This window comes from Pseudoxanthomonas sp. SGNA-20, assembly GCF_003931635.1.
Classification (GTDB): Bacteria; Pseudomonadota; Gammaproteobacteria; order Xanthomonadales; family Xanthomonadaceae; genus Pseudoxanthomonas.
In genome coordinates this window covers 494036-515743 of sequence record NZ_RRYK01000001.1, presented here as the reverse complement: position 1 = coordinate 515743, position 21708 = coordinate 494036, and the positions used below count along the sequence as shown (strand labels likewise).

Annotated in this window: 14 protein-coding genes; 8 read left to right on the top strand and 6 right to left on the bottom strand. The window is 71.7% G+C overall.

Annotation, left to right across the window (positions count from 1 at the left end):
- Positions 1 to 5: 5 nt before the first annotated feature.
- Both otsB and EIM48_RS02255 read right to left on the bottom strand, forming a co-directional pair.
- A complete protein-coding gene (otsB, locus tag EIM48_RS02260) occupies positions 6 to 779 on the bottom strand; it encodes a trehalose-phosphatase (protein ID WP_026010477.1) in 774 nt (257 codons plus the stop codon).
- A 68-nt stretch (positions 780 to 847) separates the two neighbouring features.
- Positions 848 to 3274, bottom strand: a complete 2427-nt coding sequence (locus tag EIM48_RS02255; RefSeq protein ID WP_019398402.1) for a TonB-dependent receptor — start codon at positions 3272 to 3274, stop codon at positions 848 to 850.
- A 206-nt stretch (positions 3275 to 3480) separates the two neighbouring features.
- Here EIM48_RS02255 and EIM48_RS02250 point away from each other — a divergent pair, with 206 nt between their 5' ends.
- The 5 genes from EIM48_RS02250 to EIM48_RS02230 all read left to right on the top strand — a co-directional run bounded on the left by EIM48_RS02250 (position 3481) and on the right by EIM48_RS02230 (position 9472).
- Complete coding sequence (locus tag EIM48_RS02250) at positions 3481 to 3900, top strand: DUF3574 domain-containing protein (protein WP_233581637.1); 420 nt, start codon at positions 3481 to 3483, stop codon at positions 3898 to 3900.
- A 62-nt stretch (positions 3901 to 3962) separates the two neighbouring features.
- Positions 3963 to 6206 carry a TonB-dependent receptor gene (locus tag EIM48_RS02245; protein WP_019398400.1) on the top strand — a complete coding sequence of 748 codons (2244 nt, stop codon included), beginning with the start codon at positions 3963 to 3965 and terminating at the stop codon, positions 6204 to 6206.
- Positions 6207 to 6311: 105 nt separating this feature from the next.
- On the top strand, positions 6312 to 7925 hold the full coding sequence (locus tag EIM48_RS02240; protein WP_125110994.1) for a hypothetical protein: 1614 nt from the start codon (positions 6312 to 6314) through the stop codon (positions 7923 to 7925).
- A 72-nt stretch (positions 7926 to 7997) separates the two neighbouring features.
- Complete coding sequence (locus EIM48_RS02235) at positions 7998 to 8825, top strand: DUF3014 domain-containing protein (RefSeq protein WP_028914628.1); 828 nt, start codon at positions 7998 to 8000, stop codon at positions 8823 to 8825.
- Between the two features lie 59 nt (positions 8826 to 8884).
- Positions 8885 to 9472, top strand: coding sequence for a DUF4166 domain-containing protein (locus EIM48_RS02230; RefSeq protein ID WP_051403626.1), 588 nt, complete (start codon positions 8885 to 8887; stop codon positions 9470 to 9472).
- Positions 9473 to 9482: 10 nt separating this feature from the next.
- Here EIM48_RS02230 and EIM48_RS02225 read toward each other — a convergent pair whose 3' ends face one another.
- Entirely contained in the window at positions 9483 to 9764 is a 282-nt protein-coding gene (locus EIM48_RS02225; RefSeq protein WP_028914630.1) for a GIY-YIG nuclease family protein, read from the bottom strand.
- A gap of 119 nt (positions 9765 to 9883) precedes the next feature.
- On the opposite strand from EIM48_RS02225, the gene clpB reads away from it, so the two are divergent.
- Positions 9884 to 12469 carry an ATP-dependent chaperone ClpB gene (clpB, locus tag EIM48_RS02220; protein WP_125110993.1) on the top strand — a complete coding sequence of 862 codons (2586 nt, stop codon included), beginning with the start codon at positions 9884 to 9886 and terminating at the stop codon, positions 12467 to 12469.
- Positions 12470 to 12654: 185 nt separating this feature from the next.
- Complete coding sequence (locus EIM48_RS02215; RefSeq protein ID WP_019397103.1) at positions 12655 to 13941, top strand: O-acetylhomoserine aminocarboxypropyltransferase/cysteine synthase family protein; 1287 nt, start codon at positions 12655 to 12657, stop codon at positions 13939 to 13941.
- Between the two features lie 87 nt (positions 13942 to 14028).
- Here the strand turns inward: EIM48_RS02215 and ybaL are convergent, their stop codons facing one another.
- Positions 14029 to 15735 (bottom strand): YbaL family putative K(+) efflux transporter, encoded by a 1707-nt coding sequence (gene ybaL, locus EIM48_RS02210; protein WP_125110992.1) that lies wholly within the window; start codon positions 15733 to 15735, stop codon positions 14029 to 14031.
- A gap of 387 nt (positions 15736 to 16122) precedes the next feature.
- Positions 16123 to 18522, bottom strand: a complete 2400-nt coding sequence (locus EIM48_RS02205; RefSeq protein WP_125110991.1) for a TonB-dependent receptor — start codon at positions 18520 to 18522, stop codon at positions 16123 to 16125.
- 160 nt (positions 18523 to 18682) lie between these two features.
- Between EIM48_RS02205 and EIM48_RS02200 the strand changes: the two genes are divergently transcribed.
- Positions 18683 to 20569, top strand: coding sequence for an ABC-F family ATP-binding cassette domain-containing protein (locus EIM48_RS02200; RefSeq protein WP_019397106.1), 1887 nt, complete (start codon positions 18683 to 18685; stop codon positions 20567 to 20569).
- A 37-nt stretch (positions 20570 to 20606) separates the two neighbouring features.
- Here EIM48_RS02200 and EIM48_RS02195 read toward each other — a convergent pair whose 3' ends face one another.
- On the bottom strand, positions 20607 to 21482 hold the full coding sequence (locus tag EIM48_RS02195) for a LysR substrate-binding domain-containing protein (protein WP_125110990.1): 876 nt from the start codon (positions 21480 to 21482) through the stop codon (positions 20607 to 20609).
- Positions 21483 to 21708: the final 226 nt, after the last annotated feature.

The window sequence follows — 21708 nt, the reverse complement described above, 5'->3', positions numbered from 1 at the left end:
CGGGGCTACCGCGGGCCGACCTCCCCTTTTGCCGCATTGGCGATGAGCCAGGCGTGCACGTCGGCGGTGCGGGCCAGGGCGTGGGTCGCCGCGCTCGGTTCCCGCTGGCCGACCAGCACGCTCCAGCCGCCAGCGCGGTTGGCCGCGGCGAAGCCGTATTCGTCGGTGAGGTCGTCGCCGACGAACACCGGCACCCGCCCGCGGAACGCGGGCTGGGCCATCATCCGTTCCAGCGCCCGGCCCTTGTCGCTGCCGCAGGGCACGAACTCGACCACGTGGTCGCCCGGCTGCAGGCGGTAGCCGGGCAGGCGGGCGAGGTGCTCGCGCGCGAACGCGGCGACCTCCGGGCCGAAATGCGGCGCGGCGCGCCAGTGCAGGGCCAGGCTCACGCCCTTGTCCTCCACCAGCACGCCCGGGCGCGAGGCGGCCATCGCCAGCGCCTGGCGGTGCAGTTCGTGCAGCAGGGCGGAGGTGTCCTCGGGAATGTCCGGATCGGCGCCGGCGGCATGCCGGAACTGGTGCCCGTGCAGGCCGGCGGCCGGCAGCCGCAGCGGCGCGAACAGCGCGTCCAGCTGCGCCAGCGGACGCCCGCTGACCAGCGCGACCGCGCCGTGCAGGCGCCGGCTCAGGCGGCCGATGGCCTCGCGTACCTCGGGCAGCACGTGCACCGCGGCGGGGTCCGCGGTGAACTCCACCAGGGTGCCGTCGACGTCGAGGAAGAGCGCGCAGTCGTCGCCTAGCGCGGGTGGTGATGGACGGGATGGCGTCTCGTCGACCATGCACCCATTGTGCACGAACTGCCCGTGAGGGGCAGGTCGGCAGCGCCGCGGCCGCGCGCCGCGACGCCTCAGAACGCGTAGCGCACGCGGCCGTACAGGTAGCGGCCGTTGCTGCCGAGCGGCGAGAGCACGTCGTAGGGCAGGTTGCCGAAGTAGTGGATGTCCTCGTTGGATCGGTCCGGGTAGGCGTCGGTGAGGTTGCTGCCGCCGAGGGCCAGGCTCCAGCCCGGGGCGGGCGCGTACTCGACCTCGGCGTCCAGCTGCCATTCGGCGCCGTAGCGCTGCTCCGGCTGGAAGCCGCCGCCGAAGTCGAACACCCGCCTGGCGCTGCCGTGGCGCTGCACGCGCGCCAGCAGGTTCCAGCGGTGGCCGGCCCAGCTGGCGCTGAGGAGCGCGCGGGTGCGCGGCGCCGCGTCGGTGAGGGTGTTGCGTTCCTCCACCCCGAACAGCACGTAGGACGGATCCAGCGCCGACAGCTGCGGCGGGGTGGCGACGATGTGCTCCAGTTCGGTCTTCGCGTAGCTCCAGGCGCCGGTCAGCAGCAGGCGGCCACCGGCCAGGTGGTCGCGCCAGTTGGCCACCAGCTCGGCGCCGCGGGTGCGGGTGTCGGCGGCGTTGACGAAGAACTGCGCGCTCTCCAGGGCGGGGACGTCGAAGTTGGCGGCGACGAAGGCGGCCAGCGCGTCGCCGGTGATGGCCTCGGACAGGGCGATGCGATCGTCGATCTCGATCTGGAACAGGTCCAGCGACAGGTCGAGGCGTTCGCCGATGCGCGCGGCCAGGCCCAGGCCGAGGTTGCGCGACTGCTCCGGGTCGAGGTCGCGCGCGCCAAGGGCGCGGGCGATCGGGTTGGCCACCGCCAGCAGCCGGCCCTGCACCAGCTGCCCGGCGGCGTTGTAGCCGGTGCTGGTGGACTCGAAGCCGACCTGCGCCAGCGACGGCGCGCGGAAGTTGCTGGACAGCGTGCCGCGCAGTGCCAGCCGCGGGGTGAACGCGTGGCGCGCGGCGAGCTTGCCGGTGAACTGGCCGCCGAAGTCCTGGTAGTGCTCGTAGCGCGCGCTGAGGTCGGTGCTGAACGCCTCGCCGAAGGACGAGGACACGGTGGCGTAGGCGCTGGCCACCTCGCGGCGGAGGTTGGCCTGGTCCTGCGGGGTGAGGCCGCCACCGGCCTGGGCGCCGGCCGGGCGGTCGCGGTATGGGCCGGCGGCGTAGCTGGCCGGGTCGCCGGCGCCGGTCTGGTAACGCTCGGCGCGGAACTCGGCACCCAGGGCCAGCACGTGGTCCGCACCGGCGCCGGCGAAGCCGCGGCTGAAGTCCAGGTTGGCCAGGGTCTGGGCGAAGCGGTAGTCGGCCACGCGGAAGCGGGTGGGGCTGTCCGGACCCAGCGAGGCGTTGAGCGATTCGCGCAGCCGGTAGGTGAACTCGTTGGCACCATGGTCGAGGCTGGCGTCGTAGTCCCAGGCGCCGAGGCGGCCGCGCACGCCGGCCACCAGGCCGACGTCGAGGTTCTCGCCGACCGAAACCGGGCGGTAGCCGTGTGGATACACCTGCGGCCAGTTGGCCTCGCCTTCCGGGTAACGGTAGTAGTTGGCGCCCTCGGTATCGCGCTGGTGCCAGGTGCCGAAGCCGTACAGCGCGGCGTCGCCGGGCAGCGGCAGTTCGGCGTTGAACCAGCCGTCCAGCTGCCTGGAGTCGCCGTCGCCGAGGTGGTAGTTGCGGCGGCCTTGCACGGCGAGGTTGGCCGGGGTCTGGTCCCAGGGCGGAACCTGGTCGAAGCCGGCGCGGTTGGTGGCATTGCGCTGCTGGTAGCCGGCGCCCAGGCGCAGGAAGCCGCCGTCGCCCAGGGCGATGCCGGCCTGGCCATGGGCATGGCCAGTCTGGCCGTCGCTCAGGCGGCGCCCGATCGGCTCCAGCCGGGTGTGGTGCAAGCCATAGCCGGCCTCCAGGGCGCCGCCTTCGGCGCCGCCGGCGAGGATGATGTTGACCACTCCGGCCACCGCGTCCGATCCGTACTGGGCGCCGGCGCCATCGCGCAGCACCTCGATCCGCGCCACCGCGCCGACCGGGATGGCGTTGAAATCGACCGGCGTGGTGCCGCGGCCGATCTTGGAGTCGGTGGACACCACGGCGCTGGTGTGGCGGCGGCGCCCGTTGACCAGGACCAGCACCTGGTCCGGCGAGAGCCCGCGCAGCTGCGCCGCGCGCACGTGGTCGGCGCCGCCGGAGTTGGACTGGCGCGGGAAGTTGAACGAGGGCAGCAATGCCTGCAGCGCGCTGCCCAGTTCGCCGGACGGGCCCGTGGCGCGGCGCAGGTCCTCGGCGGTGAGCACGTCCACCGGCGAGGTGGACTCCAGCACGGTGCGGTCGCTGGCGCGGGTGCCGGTGACGATGACCTGGTCCAGGGTGGTGGCGGCGACGGGCGCCTGCGCGGCGGCGGTCGCGGGCAGGGCGAGGGTCAGGACGAGGGCGAGGCGGGTGCGGGAATGGGCGGACATGCGGCGGCCTGCTCGGGGATCCTTATATCCATCCGGATGGAGCGATAGGATAGGCGCGTCCTTCGCGGCCACGAGGCGTGGGATCGGCATCAGCACATGACGGCGGGTTATTTCCGTCGCAGGATGGGCTGCCGACACGCTTCGCGCCCTGGTTTCCTGGAGCTGCCATGCATCGTGTCCCCTGCCTTGCGCTGTTGCTTGCCGTGATGCTCCCGGCCTGCGCCGGTGCGCCGGCGCTGGGGCCGCGGCTGCAGGGCGATGCTACGCGCCCGGCCGAGGCCGCCGGCTGGGTGCGCAGCGAGCTGTATTTCGGCGTGGGCCGCGAAGATGGCCCCTCCACGCGGCCGCAGACCGACGCCATCGACGAGGCGCGCTGGCGCCGCTTCCTGGACGAGGAAGTCACCCCGCGCTTTCCCGACGGCCTGACCGTGCTCGATGCCTACGGCCAGTGGCTGTTCCGCGGCGACGCCGAGCCGCAGCGGCTGCGCAGCAAGGTGCTGGTGGTCCTGCACGAGGACACGCCGCAGCGCCGCGCCGACATCGAGGCCATCCGCCTGGCCTGGAAGCGGGCCACCGGCCACCAGTCGGTGCTGTGGTCGCGGCAGCCGGCCGAGGTTTCCTTCTGACCGGCGCGTGCCGGTCCCGCGATGCACGACCGTCCCGTCTCCACCCCACGAGGAGCCACCCGATGAACCCGTCGCACGTCATCCCGGCCCGGCGCTGCCGCCTGGCCACCGCCGTCGCCCTGCTGCTGGCCGTGCCGGTGCTGCACGCCCAGGAGGCCTCCACCCTCGATGCGGTGCAGGTCACCGCGCAACGCAAGGTCGAGAACATCCAGGACGTGCCGGTGTCGATCACCAGCGTGGATGCGGAGAAGCTCGAGCTGTATGGCTCCGGCGGCGCCGACATCCGCTTCCTCTCCGCGCGGGTGCCCAGTCTCAACATCGAGTCGTCCTACGGCCGCGCCTTCCCGCGCTTCTACATCCGCGGCCTGGGCAACACCGACTTCGACCTCAATGCCTCGCAGCCGGTGTCGCTGGTGTACGACGAGGTGGTGCAGGAGAGCCCGCTGCTGAAGGGCTTCCCGCTGTTCGACCTGGAGCGTGTGGAAGTGCTGCGAGGCCCGCAGGGCACGCTGTTCGGGCGCAATACCCCGGCCGGCGTGGTCAAGTTCGAATCGGTGCGGCCGTCGCGGGAGTTCGGCGGCTACGCGAAGCTGGGCCTGGGCAGCGACGAGATGGTCAACTTCGAGGGCGCGGTCGGCGGCGCGCTGGGCCAGCGCTGGTCGGCGCGCCTGTCGGCGCTGTACCAGCGCCGCGACGACTGGGTCGACAACACCCTCGACGGCGCGCCCAACGAGGGTTTCGAGGGCTACGACGAATCCGCGGTGCGGGTGCAGTTCCTGTACGAGGGCGACGCCTTCGAGGCGCTGCTGAACCTGCACCGGCGCGACCTCAACGGCACCGCGCGCCTGTTCCGCGCCAACATCATCCAGCCGGGCACGAACGACCTGGTCCCCGGCTTCGACCGCGAAAAGGTCTCGCTGGACGGCGTGAACTTCTCCGACCTGGAGACCTGGGGCGCCAATGCGCGCCTGCGCTGGGACTTCGATGGCCTGGTGCTGCACTCGATCAGCGGCTACGAGACCGCCGAGTCGCTCAACCGCGGCGACATCGACGGCGGCTACGGCGCGGTGTTCCTGCCTGATTCCGGCCCCGGCGTGATCCCGTTCGCCTCCGAGTCGGCCGACGGCCTGCCCGACCACGAGCAGCTGACCCAGGAGTTCCGCCTCGAATCGGACAACGACGGCCCGTTCAACTGGCAGGCCGGCCTGTTCTGGTTCCGCGAGGACATCACCATCCACGGCTTCAACTACGACTCGCTGGCCCCCGGCAACCCGCAGGCCGGCTTCGCCGTGCAGCAGCAGGAGAACACCGCCTGGGCCGTGTTCGCCTCCGGCGAGTACGACGCCACCGACCGGCTGAAGCTGCGCGGCGGCCTGCGCTATACCCGGGACAAGAAGGACTTCGCCGCCCAGGTGGTCGAAGGCGCGCCGTTTGGCGCGCCGGTGGGCGGCCCGTACCGGGTGCACACCGACGCCAACGATGTCAGCTGGGACGCCAGCGTGGTGTACGCGGTGGACGAGGACGTGAACCTGTACGCGCGCGTGGCCAAGGGCTTCCGCGCGCCCTCCATCCAGGGACGGCTGCTGTTCGCCGATCCGGGCGCGCCCAACGGCGGCGTGACCACCGCCGATTCGGAGGAGGTGATCTCCTGGGAGGCCGGCATCAAGGCCGACCTGTGGGACCGCCGCGCGCGCCTGGGCTTCAACCTGTTCCGCTACACGGTCGACGACCAGCAGATCATCGCCGTCGGCGGCGGCAGCAACATCGCCACCCTGCTCAACGCCGACCGCACCGTGGGCCAGGGCTTCGAGCTGGACCTGGAGGCGTACCTGGCCGACCAGCTGCTGGTCACCCTCGGTTCCAGCTACAACGACACCGAAATCCGGGACGACACCCTGGCGGTGGCGCCGTGCGCCGCCTGCACCGTGACCGACCCGCTGGACGCATCCGGCCGCGCCCTGATCGACGGCAACCCGTTGCCGCAGGCGCCGGAGTGGGTGCACAACCTCAGCGCGCGCTATGGCGTGCCGCTGGCCGGTGGCGAGCTGTACTTCCTCACCGACTGGGCCTACCGCAGCGAGGTCAACTTCTTCCTGTACGAGTCGCGCGAGTTCCGCGGCAAGTCCTCGCTGGAAGGCGGCCTGCGCATCGGCTACCTGTGGAACCAGGGCGACCGGGAAGTGGCACTGTTCGGCCGCAACATCACCGACCAGGAGCGCATCGTCGGCGCGATCGACTTCAACAACCTCACCGGCTTCCTCAACGAGCCGCGTACCTGGGGCGTGGAGTTCCGCACCCGGTTCTGACCGCGGACGGGGCCGGCGCCGCCGCCGGCCCCGTCGCGCCTTCCCAGCCTCACGGGCCGGCCGGCGCCGCCCCGCTTCCACGCGACCCCAGCGAAGACCATCCCGATGTCCAATGCCCCCGCCCAGCCCCGCCCCCTGCCCTGGATCGTCGCCGGCGACCTCAACGGCTTCTTCGGCCTGGTGGTCGACAACCTGTCCATCCTCGGCTTCATCGCCGCGGCCCTGGTCGGGATCTTCCAGTTCCCGGCGGAGGTCGTGTTCGGGCGCATGTTTCCCGGCACCGCGCTGGGCGTGCTGGTGGGCAACCTGGTCTACACGGTGATGGCGCGGCGCCTGGCACTGCGCAGCGGGCGCGACGACGTCACTGCCATGCCACTTGGCCTGGATGCGCCGACCAGCATCGGCATGGCCCTGCTGGTGCTGGGTCCTGCCTATGCCGGCTTCACGGGGCAGGGCATGGCCACCGATGCGGCGGCAATGGCGACCTGGCAGCTGGGCATGGCCTCGCTGGTGGTGATGGGCGTGCTCAAGCTGGTGCTGTCCTTCGCCGGCGACTGGGTCACGCGGGTGCTGCCGCGCGCGGCACTGCTGGGTTCCATCGGCGGCGCCGCGCTGGCGCTGCTGGGTTTCCTGCCGCTGATCGAAACCCTGCGCAATCCGGTGGTCGGCATCGCCACCCTCGGCCTGCTGCTGTACGTGCTGGTCGGCAAGGGGCGGCTGCCATGGCGGGTGCCGGGCGTGTTCGCCGCGTTCGTCGCCGGCACCGCGCTGTACTACGGGCTGGGCCTGGCCGGCCTGGGCCTGCCGGGTTTCGAACTGCCGCCGCTGCAGCCGCTGGCCTTCGTGCTGCCGCTGCCCAATGCCGGCTTCATCGCCGGACTGCCGTATACCGTGCCCTACCTGCCGCTGCTGCTGCCGTTCGGTCTGCTGATGGTGGTCGGCGGCATCAACGTGGCCGAAAGCGCGCGCGCGGCCGGCGACGACTACCGCACCCGCGACGTGTTGCTGGCCGAGGCGGTGTCCACCCTGGTCGCCGGTTTCTGCGGCGGCGTGGCCCAGACCACGCCCTACATCGGCCAGCCGGCGTACAAGCACATGGGCGCGCGCCACGGCTACACCCTGCTGACCGGCCTGTTCATCGGCCTGGGCGGCGTGTTCGGCTACGTGTCGATGCTGGTGCAGTGGCTGCCGGTGGCGGTGCTGGCGCCGATCATCGTCTACGTCGGCCTGGACATCACCCTGCAGGCCTTCCACGAAAGCCCGCGCCGGCACGCGCCGGCGGTGGCGCTGGCGTTCCTCCCGGCGATCGCCTACCTGCTGGTGATCAAGCTGGGCAATCCGGCCTGGATCCCGACGGCGACCTTCGCCGCGCTGTACGAGGGCGGCGACGGCCACGGCCTGGCCGACCTGGCCGCAATCGTGACCCTGGGCAACGGCTTCATCATCACCGCGATGCTGTGGGGCACGGCGCTGGTGGCGCTGGTGGAGCAGCAGCCGCGCCGTGCCGCAGCGGTGCTGCTGCTGGCCGCGCTGCTGACCCTGGTCGGGGTGATCCACTCGGTGGATCCGCGCGGCGGGATCTATCTGCCGTGGTCGCTGCAGGGCGTGCGCGCCACCATCGCCTGGCAGTTCGCCGCGGCCTACGCGGTGCTGGCGCTGCTGCTGGGCCTGCTGTCGTTGCAGGCGCCGCGCCCGGCGCAGGCGCCCGGCGCGCACTGAATCCGACCGGCGGCGGGAACCCCGCGCGCCGGCGCCGGTCACACCTGCATGTCCGCAACAGAAGGAGACGACATGCAGCAAGCACGCACGCGGCCGGCCCGTTGGCCCTGGCTGCTGGTGGCCATCGCGGTGGCCGCGGCCGCCTGGTGGCTGTTGCGGCCCGCGCCGCCGGCGCAACCGCAGGCACCGGCGGCGGCCTCCGCACCGGCGACCGGCGACGAACTGCCGCCGCCGCCCATGGCCGGCGAGGACGGGCCGCCTGGCATCCAGCATCCGGTGGAGCCGCCCGCCGAGGCCGCCGACGCGGCCATCCCCGCCCTGGCCGACAGCGATGCGGTGGTGCTGCAGGAACTGGAGGCACTGGCCGGCGACGCCCCGCTCCTGTCGATCCTGGTGCGCGAGCACGTGGTGCAGCGCCTGGTGGTGATGGTCGACAACCTCACCCAGCCGCATGTGCCGGCCACGGCGCTGGCCTTGCGCCAGGTGCCCGGCGGCTACGCGGTGGTGGAAGGCGAGGGCGGCACGGTGGCCGATGGCGAGGCCAATGCCGCGCGCTATGCGCCTTACGTGGCCGCCTTCGCCGCGGCCGACGCGCAGCGCATGGCCGCGCTGTACCGCCGCTTCTATCCGCTGTTCCAGCAGGCCTATGCCGAGATCGCCGGCCCGGACGCGTACTTCAACGACCGCCTGGTGCAGGTGATCGACCACCTGCTGCAGGCGCCGGTGCCGCCGGCCGGCGCGGAGCTGGTGCGCGATGAACGCGGGCGCTGGCGCTACGCCGACCCGGCGCTGGAATCGGCCTCGGTCGGGCACAAGGCGCTGATGCGGCTTTCCGCCGCGCAACAGGCCGAGGTCAAGGCCCAGCTGCGCGCGCTGCGCCGGGCACTGGCGCGGCCCTGAGGGCCACGGGCGGGCGGCGCGGGAGTATCCTGCCCGCCCGCCCGTGCCGTTTCGCCCCGATGTCCGGCGCCGCCCCACGCCCGTTCTCCCTGTCCACGGCCGCCGAGCCCACCGTGTTCCAGCAGCTGCTGGGCGCGCCGTTCTTCAACCTCCCGCCGAGCCTGCGCCGCCTGCATTCGATCCGCGGCCAGGATGCGTTCGCCGGCGAAGTGGACATCGAGCGCGGCCGCGGCCTGCTGGCGCGCCTGTGCGGCCGCCTGGCGGGCATGCCTCCGGCGATGCAGGCGGCGCCGCTGCGGGTGGAGTTCAGCGCCGATCCGCGGTCCGAGACCTGGCGCCGCCAGTTCGGCAGCCACCGCCTGGCCACCCGCCTGCGCTGCCGCAAGGGCCTGCTGGCCGAGCGCCTGGGCCCGCTGCAGTTCCGTTTCGCGGTGCACGCGGCCGAGGGCACGATCTACTGGAACGTGGCCCGCGTGCGCCTGCTGGGGGTGCTGCCGCTGCCGGCGCGGCTGTTCCAGCGCGTGCGCTGCCGCGAATGGGAGCAGGACGGGCGCTACCACTTCCACGTGGAGGCCGCCCTGCCGCTGGCCGGGCCGGTGATCGCCTACCACGGCTGGCTGGAACCGGCTGCGGACGAAGCCGGCTGAGGCGGCGCGCTCAGGCGGGCAGGTCGGCCGGGCCGGTCTGCAGCAGGAAGGCCAGCTTGCGTTCACGCGGCAGGCGCTTGATCTGCCACTCGGCGCGCGAGGCACTGGCGCGGTCCGGGAACGGGCGGCTACCAAGCAGGCGCAGCGGCGGGTTGGCCCGGGTATAGCGCGCGCCCTTGCCGGCCAGATGGGCCTGGTAGCGCGCCTCCACGTCCGGGCTGATGCCGGCGTACCAGGCGCCGTTGCGGCATTCGATCAGGTACAGGAACCAGGGGCGGGCCGGGGCGGGCATGGCCGGATTATCCCGAACGGAGGCCGGCCCTGCGTATCGCCGGGGCTTGAAACCGGCCAGGCCAGCCGCATCTGGTGGACATCGCCGGCCTCGCCGGCCCCCTCTTCGAGGAATATCCGATGCGGATGGACAAGCTCACCTCGCGTTTCCAGCAGGCGCTGGCGGACGCGCAGTCGCTGGCCGTGGGCCGCGACCACAACCTGCTCGAGCCGGTGCACGTGATGGTTGCCCTGCTGGACCAGGCCGGCGGCAGCACCCGGCCACTGCTGGCCCAGGCCGGGGTCAACGTGCCGCTGCTGCGCGAGCGCCTGGGCGAGGCCCTGGAGAAGCTGCCGAAGGTCGCCGGCCAGGCCGGCAGCCTGTCGGTCGGCAACGACCTGGGCCGGCTGCTCAACCTGACCGACAAGCTGGCCCAGCAGAAGGGCGACCAGTTCATCGCCAGCGAGTGGTTCGTGCTGGCCGCGCTGGAGGACACCGGCGCCGTCGGCCAGGCGCTCAAGGCCGCCGGCGCTGACAAGGCGCGCCTGCAGGCGGCGATCGACAAGGTGCGTGGCGGCGAGACCGTGCAGTCGGAGAACGCCGAGGACCAGCGCCAGGCGCTGGAGAAGTACACCATCGACCTCACCGCGCGCGCCGAGTCCGGCAAGCTGGACCCGGTGATCGGCCGCGACGAGGAAATCCGCCGCACCATCCAGGTCCTGCAGCGCCGCACCAAGAACAACCCGGTGCTGATCGGCGAGCCGGGCGTGGGCAAGACCGCGATCGTGGAAGGCCTGGCCCAGCGCATCGTCAAGGGCGAGGTGCCCGAGCAGCTCAAGGGCAAGCGCGTGCTGAGCCTGGACATGGGCGCGCTGATCGCCGGCGCCAAGTTCCGCGGCGAGTTCGAGGAACGGCTGAAGGCCGTGCTAAACGACCTGGCCAAGAACGAAGGCCAGATCATCCTGTTCATCGACGAGCTGCACACCATGGTCGGCGCCGGCAAGGCCGAGGGCGCCATGGACGCCGGCAACATGCTCAAGCCGGCGCTGGCCCGCGGCGAGCTGCACTGCATCGGCGCCACCACCCTGGACGAGTACCGCCAGTACGTGGAGAAGGACGCCGCGCTGGAGCGCCGCTTCCAGAAGGTGTTCGTGGGCGAGCCCAGCGTCGAGGACACCATCGCCATCCTGCGCGGCCTCAAGGAGCGCTACGCGGTGCACCACGGGGTGGAGATCACCGACCCGGCGATCGTCGCCGCGGCCACCCTGTCCAACCGCTACATCGCCGACCGCCAGCTGCCGGACAAGGCCATCGACCTGATGGACGAGGCCGCCTCGCGCATCCGCATGGAGATCGACTCCAAGCCCGAGGAGCTGGACCGCCTCGAGCGCCGCCTGATCCAGCTCAAGATCCAGCGCGAGATGCTGAAGAAGGAGAAGGACGACGCTTCGAAGCAGCGCCTGGCTGATCTCGAGGCCGACATCGAAAAGCTCGAGCGCGAGTTCTCCGACCTCAACGAGGTATGGAAGTCGGAGAAGGCCGCGCTGCAGGGCGCGACCAGGGTCAAGGAGCAGCTGGAGCAGGCCCGGATCGAGCTGGAAGCCGCGCAGCGCGCCCAGGACTACGCGCGCATGAGCGAGATCCAGTACGGCCGCATCCCGGCGCTGGAGAAGCAGCTGGCCGCCGCCGCCGAGGCCGAGAAGAAGGACTTCAAGCTGGTCCAGGACAAGGTCACCGAGGAGGAGATCGCCGAGGTGGTCAGCCGCTGGACCGGCATCCCGGTCAGCAAGATGCTGGAGGGCGAGCGCGACAAGCTGCTGCGCATGGAGGAGGAGCTGCACAAGCGCGTGGTCGGCCAGGACGAGGCGATCCGCGCGGTGTCCGACGCGGTGCGTCGCTCGCGTGCCGGCCTGTCCGATCCGAACCGCCCGATCGGCTCGTTCCTGTTCCTGGGCCCGACCGGCGTGGGCAAGACCGAGCTGTGCAAGGGCCTGGCCGAGTTCCTGTTCGACAGCCCCGAGGCCATGGTCCGCATCGACATGAGCGAGTTCATGGAGAAGCACTCGGTGGCCCGCCTGATCGGCGCGCCCCCGGGTTACGTCGGCTACGAGGAGGGCGGCTACCTGACCGAGGCCGTGCGCCGCCGGCCGTACTCGCTGATCCTGCTGGACGAGGTGGAGAAGGCGCATCCGGACGTGTTCAACATCCTGCTGCAGGTGCTGGACGACGGCCGCCTGACCGACGGCCAGGGCCGCACGGTGGACTTCCGCAACACGGTCATCGTGATGACCTCCAACCTCGGCTCGCACCAGATCCAGGAACTGTCCGGCGACGGTTCGCCGGAGGCCTACGTGCAGATGAAGGCGGCGGTGATGGGCGTGGTGCAGGCGCACTTCCGCCCGGAGTTCATCAACCGGCTGGACGAGATCGTGGTGTTCCACCCGCTGGACAAGGCGCAGATCAAGTCCATCGCCCGGATCCAGCTGCACGGCCTGGAGAAGCGCCTGCACGAGCGCGGCCTGAAGCTGGAGCTGTCGGACGCGGCGCTGGAGCTGCTGGGCAACGTCGGTTTCGACCCGGTGTACGGCGCGCGTCCGCTCAAGCGCGCGATCCAGGCCCAGGTCGAGAACCCGCTGGCGCAGAAGATCCTGTCCGGCGAGTTCGCCAGCGGCGACACCATCAGGGTCGACGCCGAAGGCGGCCATCTGGTGTTCGCGCGGACGTGAATTGGTGATTGGTGATTGGTGATTGGTGATTGGTGATTGGGCGGCGGCGGCCGGGGGCCGCCGCCTGCCTTTTGTGGAATGAGGACATTCCGCGTGGCGATGGTTGGCGCTGAAACCGTGCGATCCGTCGCGCCTTTGCTCGGCTATCTTCGGCGCTCCTGTCCACCGCAACCGCGAGCGCATCGATGAGTGCACCGAACTGGAAGCCCGAGACCCTGGCCGTCCATGCCGGCTACAGCCCGGACCCGACCACCCGCGCGGTGGCGGTGCCGATCTACCAGACGGTGGCCTACGCCTTCGACAACACCCAGCACGGCGCCGACCTGTTCGACCTCAAGGTCCCGGGCAACATCTACACCCGGATCATGAACCCGACCCAGGACGTGCTCGAGCAGCGCCTGGCCGCGCTCGAGGGCGGCATCGGCGCGCTGGCCCTGGCCTCGGGGCAGGCCGCGATCACCTATGCGATCCAGACCATCGCCGAGGCCGGCGACAACATCGTTTCCTCCAGCGCGCTGTACGGCGGCACCTACAACCTGTTCGCCCACACCCTGCCGCAGTTCGGGATAGAGGCGCGGCTGGCCGACTACCGCGACCCGGACGCGTTCGCCAGGCTGATCGACGGGCGCACCAAGGCGGTGTTCGTCGAGTCGATCGGCAACCCGCGCGGCAACGTCACCGACATCGAGGCGGTGGCGAAGGTCGCGCACGAGCACGGGGTGCCGCTGATCGTGGACAACACCGTGGCCACGCCCTACCTGCTGCGGCCGTTCGACCATGGTGCCGACATCGTGGTCCACTCGCTGACCAAGTACCTGGGCGGCCATGGCAACAGCGTCGGCGGCGCGATCGTCGATTCCGGGCGCTTCCCCTGGGCCGAGCACAAGCAGCGCTTCCCGCGCCTGAACGAGCCGGACGTCAGCTACCACGGCGTGGTCTACACCGAGGCGCTGGGGCCGGCGGCCTACATCGGGCGCGCGCGGGTGGTGCCGCTGCGCAACATGGGCGCGGCGATCTCGCCGTTCAACGCGTTCCTGATCCTGCAGGGCATCGAGACCCTGGCCCTGCGCATGGACCGGATCAACCAGAACACCCTGGCTGTGGCCCGCTACCTGAAGCAGCACCCCAAGGTGGCCTGGGTGAACTACGCCGGGCTGGAAGACCACCCGGAGCATGCCTTGGTGCAGAGGTACCTGCCGAAGGGCGCCTCCGGCCTGCTGACCTTCGGCCTGCCCGGCGGGCGCGAGGCCGGTGCGCGCTTCCTCGATGCGCTGCAGCTGTTCACCCGCCTGGTGAACATCGGCGACGCCAAGTCGCTGGCCACCCATCCGGCCTCGACCACCCACCGCCAGCTGTCGCCGGAGGAGCTGGAGAAGGCCGGGGTCAGCGAGGACACCGTGCGCCTGTGCGTGGGCATCGAGCACATCGACGACCTGGTCGCCGACCTGGAGCAGGCGCTGGCGGCGGCCTGAGGCAGGCGGCCGTCGCCGGCGGATGCCGCGACGGCCGCCCGTCGCAGAGGCGGGGTGCCGGCCGGGCGGATCCGGCCGGCAGGGCGGTCAGACCGGCGGCACCGCCACGTCGCCGCGGTTGGCGTAGCGGTAGGCCGGGGTCGACATGACCATCTCCGCCAGCGAGTAGGCCAGCTCGCGCTCGGCCATGACCGCGCCGTCGGCGCCGTGGGCCAGCAGGTGCTTGACCTCGGCGTCGCTGTGCGCGCGCGCCAGCACCGGCAAGGCGGGGTTGAGCGCGCGCAGCTTGGCGATCGCTTCGCCGGCTTCCAGCGGCTGCGGGATGGCGAGGATGGCGATGCTGGCCGATTCCGGATGCGCCTCGGCCAGGACCTTGTCCGAGGCGGCATGGCCGCGGATGCCGGGAATGCCGGCGGCGTGGGCGCGGTCCACGTGCAGGCTGTTGTCGTCGATGATCACCACCGGCACGCCGCGGTCGCGCAGCACGTTGGCCAGTTCGCTGCCGACCCGGCCGTAGCCGATCACGATGGCGTGGTTGCCGGCCTGCAGCGGCGGCCCTGGCTGCACCTCCGGCTCCGGCTGCACCTGGACCTCCTCGCGGTGGCGCGCCTCCCAGCGGTCCAGCAGCATGAAGATCATCGGGTTGAGCATGATCGAGATCAGCGCGCCGGCCAGCACCAGGGCCTGGCCGGTGGGCGGCAGGATCTGCAGGCTCACGCCCAGGCCGGCGATGATGAAGGCGAACTCGCCGATCTGCGCCAGCGAGGCGGAGATGGTCAGCGCGGTGGCCTTGGGGTGGCCGAAGGCGCGCACGATCACGAACGCCGCCGCCGACTTGCCGAACATGATGATCGCCGCGGTGCCCAGCACCTGCCAGGGGTGCTCGAGCAGGATCTTCGGGTCGAACAGCATGCCGACGGAAACGAAGAACAGCACCGCGAACGCGTCGCGCAGCGGCAGCGAGTCGTTGGCCGCCTTGTGGCTGAGCTCGGACTCGTTGAGCATCATGCCGGCGAAGAACGCGCCCAGGGCGAAGGAGACGCCGAACAGGGCCGCGGCGCCGAACGCCACGCCCAGGGCGATGGCCAGCACCGACAGGGTGAACAGTTCGCGCGAACCGGTGCCGGCGATCCGCTCCAGCACCCAGGGGATGACCCGGCGCCCGACCAGCAGCATCACCGCCACGAACAGGCCCAGCTGGACGAAGGTCCAGCCGATCGAGGACAGCACGCTGCCGAAGCTGTGGCGTTCGCCGCCGGCCTCCGGCCCGAACAGCCCGGCGATCACCGGCATCATGACCAGGGCCAGGACGCAGGCCAGGTCCTCCACGATCAGCCAGCCGACAGCAATCTTGCCGCGCATGGTCTCCAGCAGGCGGCGTTCCTCCATCGCCCGCAGCAGCACCACGGTCGAGGCGGTGGCCAGGGAGAAGCCGAAGATCATGCCGTGCAGGTGCGACCAGCCCATCAGCCAGGCCACGCCCCAGCCGAGCAGGGTGGCCACCGCGATCTGCGCCACCGCGCCGGGGATGGCGATCCATTTCACTTCCAGCAGGTCCTGCAGCGAGAAGTGCAGGCCGACGCCGAACATCAGCAGCATCACGCCGATCTCGGCCAGCTGGTTGGCGATTTCCTGGTCGGCGACGAACCCGGGGGTGAACGGCCCCACGAAGATGCCGGCCACCAGGTAGCCGACGAGCGGGGACAGGCGCAACCGGTTGGCGATGGCGCCGAGCACGAAAGCCAGGGCCAGGCCAACCGCGACGATGTCGATCAGGCTGGTGTCGTGGTGCATCAGGGGTGGTCGTGTGCGGGGACTCCGCGCGGGTTCCGAGTTTCGCTGATGCCGGTGGCCGCCGTAAATAAATCGTTGGCACGAATCGTGCCGGGCGCCTCATGTCGCACCCGGCCCTGCCGGTGCGGGGCCACCCCGCCAGTGGCGGCCCGGGTGGTCCGGGCCGCGATCCGGTGGTCCCGGCCGAAGCGACGCCCAGTGCTGGCCGGCCCTGCAGCCCTGTCCTCCGGCCCGCAGGCTGCGGAAGCGAACCTGCCCGGTGCCGGCCGGCGGCGTGCCGGTTGCCATCTCCGCCGGGGCGGCGCTGCCGTCGCCGTCCCGGCCGCGCCGGAAAAAGAAAGGCCCCGGCGTACGCCGGGGCCTGCCGGGAGCGCAACCGCGCCCGCCTTACCAGGCGTAGCCGATCCGGCCGTAGACGTAGCGGCCGTTGAAGCCGAACGGCGAGTACAGGCTGTACGGGATCATGCCGGAGGTGGAGTTCACGAAGATGGTCTTCTCCGGGTACTCGTCCAGCACGTTGTCCGCGCCCAGGGTGAAGGTCCAGTTCGCGCTGGGGCGGAAGCTCACCGCGGTATCCAGGGTCCACTTCGCCGCATAGGTCTGGTCCTGGTCCGGGTTGGTGGCGTGGCGGCTGGTGAACTCGCCATAGCGCACCGCGTTGGCGCTGAAGTCCCACTGCGCCAGCTTCCAGATCGCGCCCAGGGCGAACTTGTCGCGCGGCGCGCCTTCCTCGATGCGCCCGCGCTCGTCGCGGCCGATGCGCTCCAGGTTGGCGCCCAGCGAAGCCAGCGCCGCCGGGTTGGGGGCGATCCGGGTGACCTCGGTCTTGTTGTGGTTGTAGCTGGCGGTCAGGTCCAGGTTTGATGCGGCCAGCGGCACCGACCAGGTGCCGACCACGTCCACGCCGCGGGTGCGGGTGTCGACGGCGTTGTTGAAGTAGCGCGCCGCGGTCACCCCGGGGAAGCCGAGCCCGGCCAGCAGGTCCTGCGCCGCCTGGTTGCCGGTGAGGTTGAGGTTGGACGACAGCACGATGCGGTCGTCGACCTCGATCTGGTAGGCATCGATGGTCAGGTACACCCGCTCGGCCGGCTGCAGCACCAGGCCCAGGCTGTAGGACAGCGAGGTCTCGGCCTTCAGCGGCTCGGCGCCCAGGGCCTGGGCGACGGCGCCGGTGGCCGGGAAGGTGCCGGTTTCGGTGACCACGCTGTTGTTGATGTTGGTGGTGACCGCCTGGTAGTTCTGCTGCGCCAGGGCCGGGGCGCGGAAGCCGCTGGCCACGGTGGCGCGCAGGGCGACCGCGTCGCTGAAGGCGTAGCGCGCCGAGAGCTTGCCCGAGGTCTCGCTGCCGAAGTCCGAGTAGTCCTCGTAGCGGGCGGTGATGCCGGCCGACAGCCGCTCGCTCAGGTCCGCCTCCAGCCCGGCGTAGACCGCATGGCTGTCGCGCTGGTAGCTGCCGGCGTTGCGCGGGGTGAAGCCGCCGAAGCCCTGGGCGCCGGAGCCGAAGTAGGAATCCGGCTCGCCCGGTCCCTGGCGCCATTCCTCGTCGCGGTACTCGGCGCCGAAGGAAACGGTGGCCGGGTAGGCCAGGCCGATGTCCAGGGTCTTGGCGAAGTCGGCGTTGAACACGTCCTGGGCGTAGTGCAGGTTGCCGGCGTAGAAGCTGCGCGGGCTGTCCACGCCCAGCGCGTAGTTGATGGTGTTGCGGGTGTGGAAGTCGAGGTCGTTGCTGCCGAAGCTGTAGCTCAGGTCCCAGGTCCAGCCGCTGGCGGTGCTGCCCTTGTAGCCCAGCACCGCGCTGCGGTCCTTGGAATCCTGGTCGATCTGCGGCACGTAGCCGTCCGGGTAGACCTGGGCCAGCAGCGCGCCCTGGTTCCTGTGGTTGCGCGAGCGGTAGAACGCGAACGAGGTGATGTCGCGGTTGCTGGCGATCGCGGTGAGGTAGACCTGGGAGCGCTCGCCGACGTTGAACGCGGCGTTGGCCGAGACCGCGAACTGGTCCACGTCGGCCTCGCCGAAGCGGAAGGCGCGCTCGCCCACGCCGGGGAAGTTGTCGGTGTGCGGCGCGGTGCCCTGGTAGGGGCCGGAGCGGTTGGTCGGGTCCTGCTGCCCGACCTGGGCGGCCAGGTGCACGGTGCCGCCTTCGCGGCCCAGGCTCAGCCCGGCGTCGCCGGCCAGCTGCCACTGGGTGCCGTCGCCCTCGGAATACTCGCCGCCGCTGGCGACCAGGCTGCCGCCTTCGCCGGCGCCCTTGAGCACGATGTTGACCACGCCGGCGATCGCGTCCGAGCCGTACTGCGCCGAGGCGCCGTCGCGCAGCACCTCGACCCGCTCGATCGCCGCCACCGGGATGGCGTTGAGGTCCACCGCCGAGGAGCCGCGGCCGATGGTGCCGTTGACGTTGACCAGGGCCGAGACGTGGCGGCGCTTGCCGTTGACCAGCACCAGCACCTGGTCCGGCGACAGCCCGCGCAGCTGCGCCGGGCGCACGCCGCTGGTGCCGTCGGCCATGGCCGGGCGCGGGAAGTTCAGCGAGGGCAGGGCGCGGGCCAGGGCGGTGGCCAGCTCGGTGGTGCCGGTGGCCGACAGCGCCTCCGGGGTGATGATGTCGATCGGCGACTGCGATTCGGCCACCGTGCGGTCGGCGATGCGGGTGCCGGTGACGATCAGGGTGTCGAGCATGGTGGGGGCACGGTTGCCGGTGTCGCCGGCGTCCTGGGCATGCGCCGCCGGAGCGGCCAGCAGGGCGGTGGTCACGGCGGCGGCGAGAAGATGCGGCTTGAGGGCCATGGGGGGTACTCCTTGCTGCGTGGAACGGATGCACTGCACTGTTGGCGGTCCAGGACTGGATGCTGGCCCGCTGGGATGTCAAGTATTCGTTAACGTAGAATGGACGTCGCAGGATGCCTGGCCATCTGCACATTCCCTTTCGTTCTAAGTCCTCCGTCCGATGATTTCCCTGCGCAACTTCGCGCTGCGCCGCGGCGAGCGCCTGCTGCTGTCGAACGTCGACCTGGCCCTGCACGCGGGCTACCGGGTGGGCGTGGTCGGACGCAACGGCACCGGCAAGTCCAGCCTGTTCGCCGCCATCCGCGGCGAGCTGGAGCCCGACAAGGGCGACGTCGACCTGCCCGGCAGGCTGCGCATCGCCTCGGTGGCGCAGGAGACGCCGGCGTTGCCGGAGCCGGCGCTGGATTTCGTGCTTTCCGGCGACGAGGTCATCGCCAAGGTACTGCGCGAGGAGGCCGAGGCCAACGCCCGCGAGGACTGGGAGGCCGTGGCCGCGGCGCACCAGAAGCTGGCCGAGCTCAACGGCTACGACGCCGAGGCCCGCGCCGGGCGCCTGCTGCACGGCCTGGGTTTCCCGGCTGAGACCCACCGCCGCCCGGTGGCCTCGTTCTCCGGCGGCTGGCGCGTGCGCCTGAACCTGGCGCGCGCGCTGATGATGCCCTCGGACCTGCTGCTGCTGGACGAGCCGACCAACCACCTGGACCTGGACGCGGTCTACTGGCTGGAGCAGTGGCTACTGAAGTACCCCGGTACCTTGCTGCTGATCTCCCACGACCGCGAGTTCCTGGACAACGTCGCCACCCACACCCTGCACCTGCACGGCGGCAACGCGAAGCTGTACGTGGGCGGCTACACCGACTTCGAGCGCCAGCGTGCCGAGCAGCTGCGCCAGCAGCAGATCGCATTCGAGAAGGAGCAGGCCGAGCGCGCCCACCTGCAGAGCTTCATCGACCGCTTCAAGGCCAAGGCCTCCAAGGCGCGCCAGGCGCAGAGCCGGATGAAGCGCCTGGCCAAGCTGGCCGGCACCGAGGCGGTGCGGGTGGAGCGCGAGTTCACGATCGAATTCGCCTCGCCCAGCCGCCTGCCGCATTCGCTGATCCGGCTGCAGGACGCGCAGTGCGGCTATCCGCCCGAGCCGGGCAGTGGCGGCCAGCCCGCGGTGATCCTCAGGGACGTCGGCTTCGGCCTGGAGGCCGGCGACCGCATTGGCCTGCTTGGCCCCAACGGCGCCGGCAAGACCACCCTGGTGCGCACCCTGGTCGGCGAACTGCCGCCGCTGGCCGGCGAGCGCAACGCGCACCCGGACCTGCGGATCGGCTACTTCGCCCAGCACACGGTGGAGTCGCTGCGCGAGGGGCAGTCGCCGATCGACCACTTCCGCGAACTCTCGCCGGACGCGCCGACCCAGGCCTTCCGCGACTTCCTCGGCAAGTGGAACTTCCCCGGCGACCGCGCCTTCGAGCCGGTGGACGGCTTCTCCGGCGGCGAGCGCGCGCGCCTGGCCCTGGCCCTGATCGCCTGGCAGCAGCCCAACGTGCTGCTGCTGGACGAGCCGACCAACCATCTGGACCTGGAAATGCGCGAGGCGCTGGCCGAGGCGCTGGCCGACTTCGACGGCGCGATCGTGATGGTCAGCCACGACCGCCACCTGATCGGCCTGGTCTGCGACAGTTTCTGGCGCGTGGCCGACGGCGTGGTCGAGCCGTTCGCCGGCGACCTGGACGACTATGCGGCGTGGCTGCGCACCCGCCCGGTGGCGCAGGGCACCCGCGCGCGCCTGGAGCAGGAAGCGGCGCCGGCACCCGCGCCGGCGGCGGCCGCGCCTCCGCCGGCGCCGGCGAAGAAGCCGGCCAACCCGGTCAAGCTGGCCGCCGCCGAGAAGAAGGTCGCCGAGCTCGAGGCCCAGCTGGCCGAGGTGGACGCGCAGCTGGCCGATCCGGCCAACATGTCCGACCCGGCGCGCCTGGCCGCCCTGGCCCGCGACCGCGAGGCCCTGGCCGCGCGCCTGGAGCAGGCCGAGCAGGCCTGGCTGGAAATGCTGGATTGAAGCCCTGGGCGCGGTCGTGCGCCCGCCCTCCGGCCGCTTACTCCGCGGCCCGGCCCTGTTCCTCCAGCCACAGCCGGAACCGCCGCGCCGGCTCGCGCTCGGCGCGCGAGCGCAGCCGGGTCAGCCAGTAGCGGCCCAGGTCCACGGTCTGCGCGAACGGCTGCAGCAGCCGGCCCTCGCCCAGCTCGCGCGCGAACAGGCGCAGCGGCAGCAGGGCCACGCCGGTACCGGCGGCGGCCGCGGCGGCCAGCGCCAGCGAGGAATCGAACACCGGCCCCCGCGCCTCCACGCCGGCAACGCCGGCGGCGCCCAGCCAGCGCGGCCATTCGTCGGCGCGGTAGGAGCGCAGCAGCGGCACGCCGGCCAGGTCGCCGGGCCCGCGCAGGCGCTCGGCCAGCTGCGGCGCGCACAGCGGCGCGAACGGGGTATCCAGCACCGGAGTGCAGGCCTGGCCCTGCCAGTCGCCGTCGCCGAAGCGGATCGCCAGGTCCAGGCCCTCGCTGGCCAGGTCGATGCGGTTGTTGTGGGTCTGCACCCGCAGTTCGATGTCCGGGTGCGCGGCCTCGAACGCCGGCAGCCGCGGCAGCAGCCAGCCGGCGGCGAAGGTCGCCACCGCGCCCACGGTCAGCACCTGGCGGTCCTCCGCGCCGAGGAAGCGCTGCATGCCCCCGGCGATGCGGTCGAACGCATCCTGCAGCACCGGGTACAGCGCCGCGCCCTCCTCGGTCAGCGCCACCCCGCGCGGCAGGCGGTGGAACAGGGCCACGCCCAGGCGCTGCTCGAGGGTACGGATCTGGTGGCTCAGCGCGGCCTGGCTCACGCACAGCTCCAGCGCGGCGCGGGTCAGGTTCTGGTGGCGGGCGGCGGCCTCGAAGGCACGCAGCGCGTTGAGCGGGAGCGGCGGGCGTGGCATCGCGGACGGAAGTGAAGTGGACGGCCGAGGCTACCGCAGCTGGACCGGCGCGGTGTCCCGGGCCGGTAGCCGCCCCGGCATCCGTGCAGGTCTGCAAGGCGGGCGCCGACCACGGCAGTGCCGGGAACCTGCACGGCGCCACAAGGACAGCTAATGGCTGTTCCCGAAAACTTGCGATGGTGGCCCGTCGCCGGCCCTGCCCATACTCGGCTCCCACCCCCGAGGA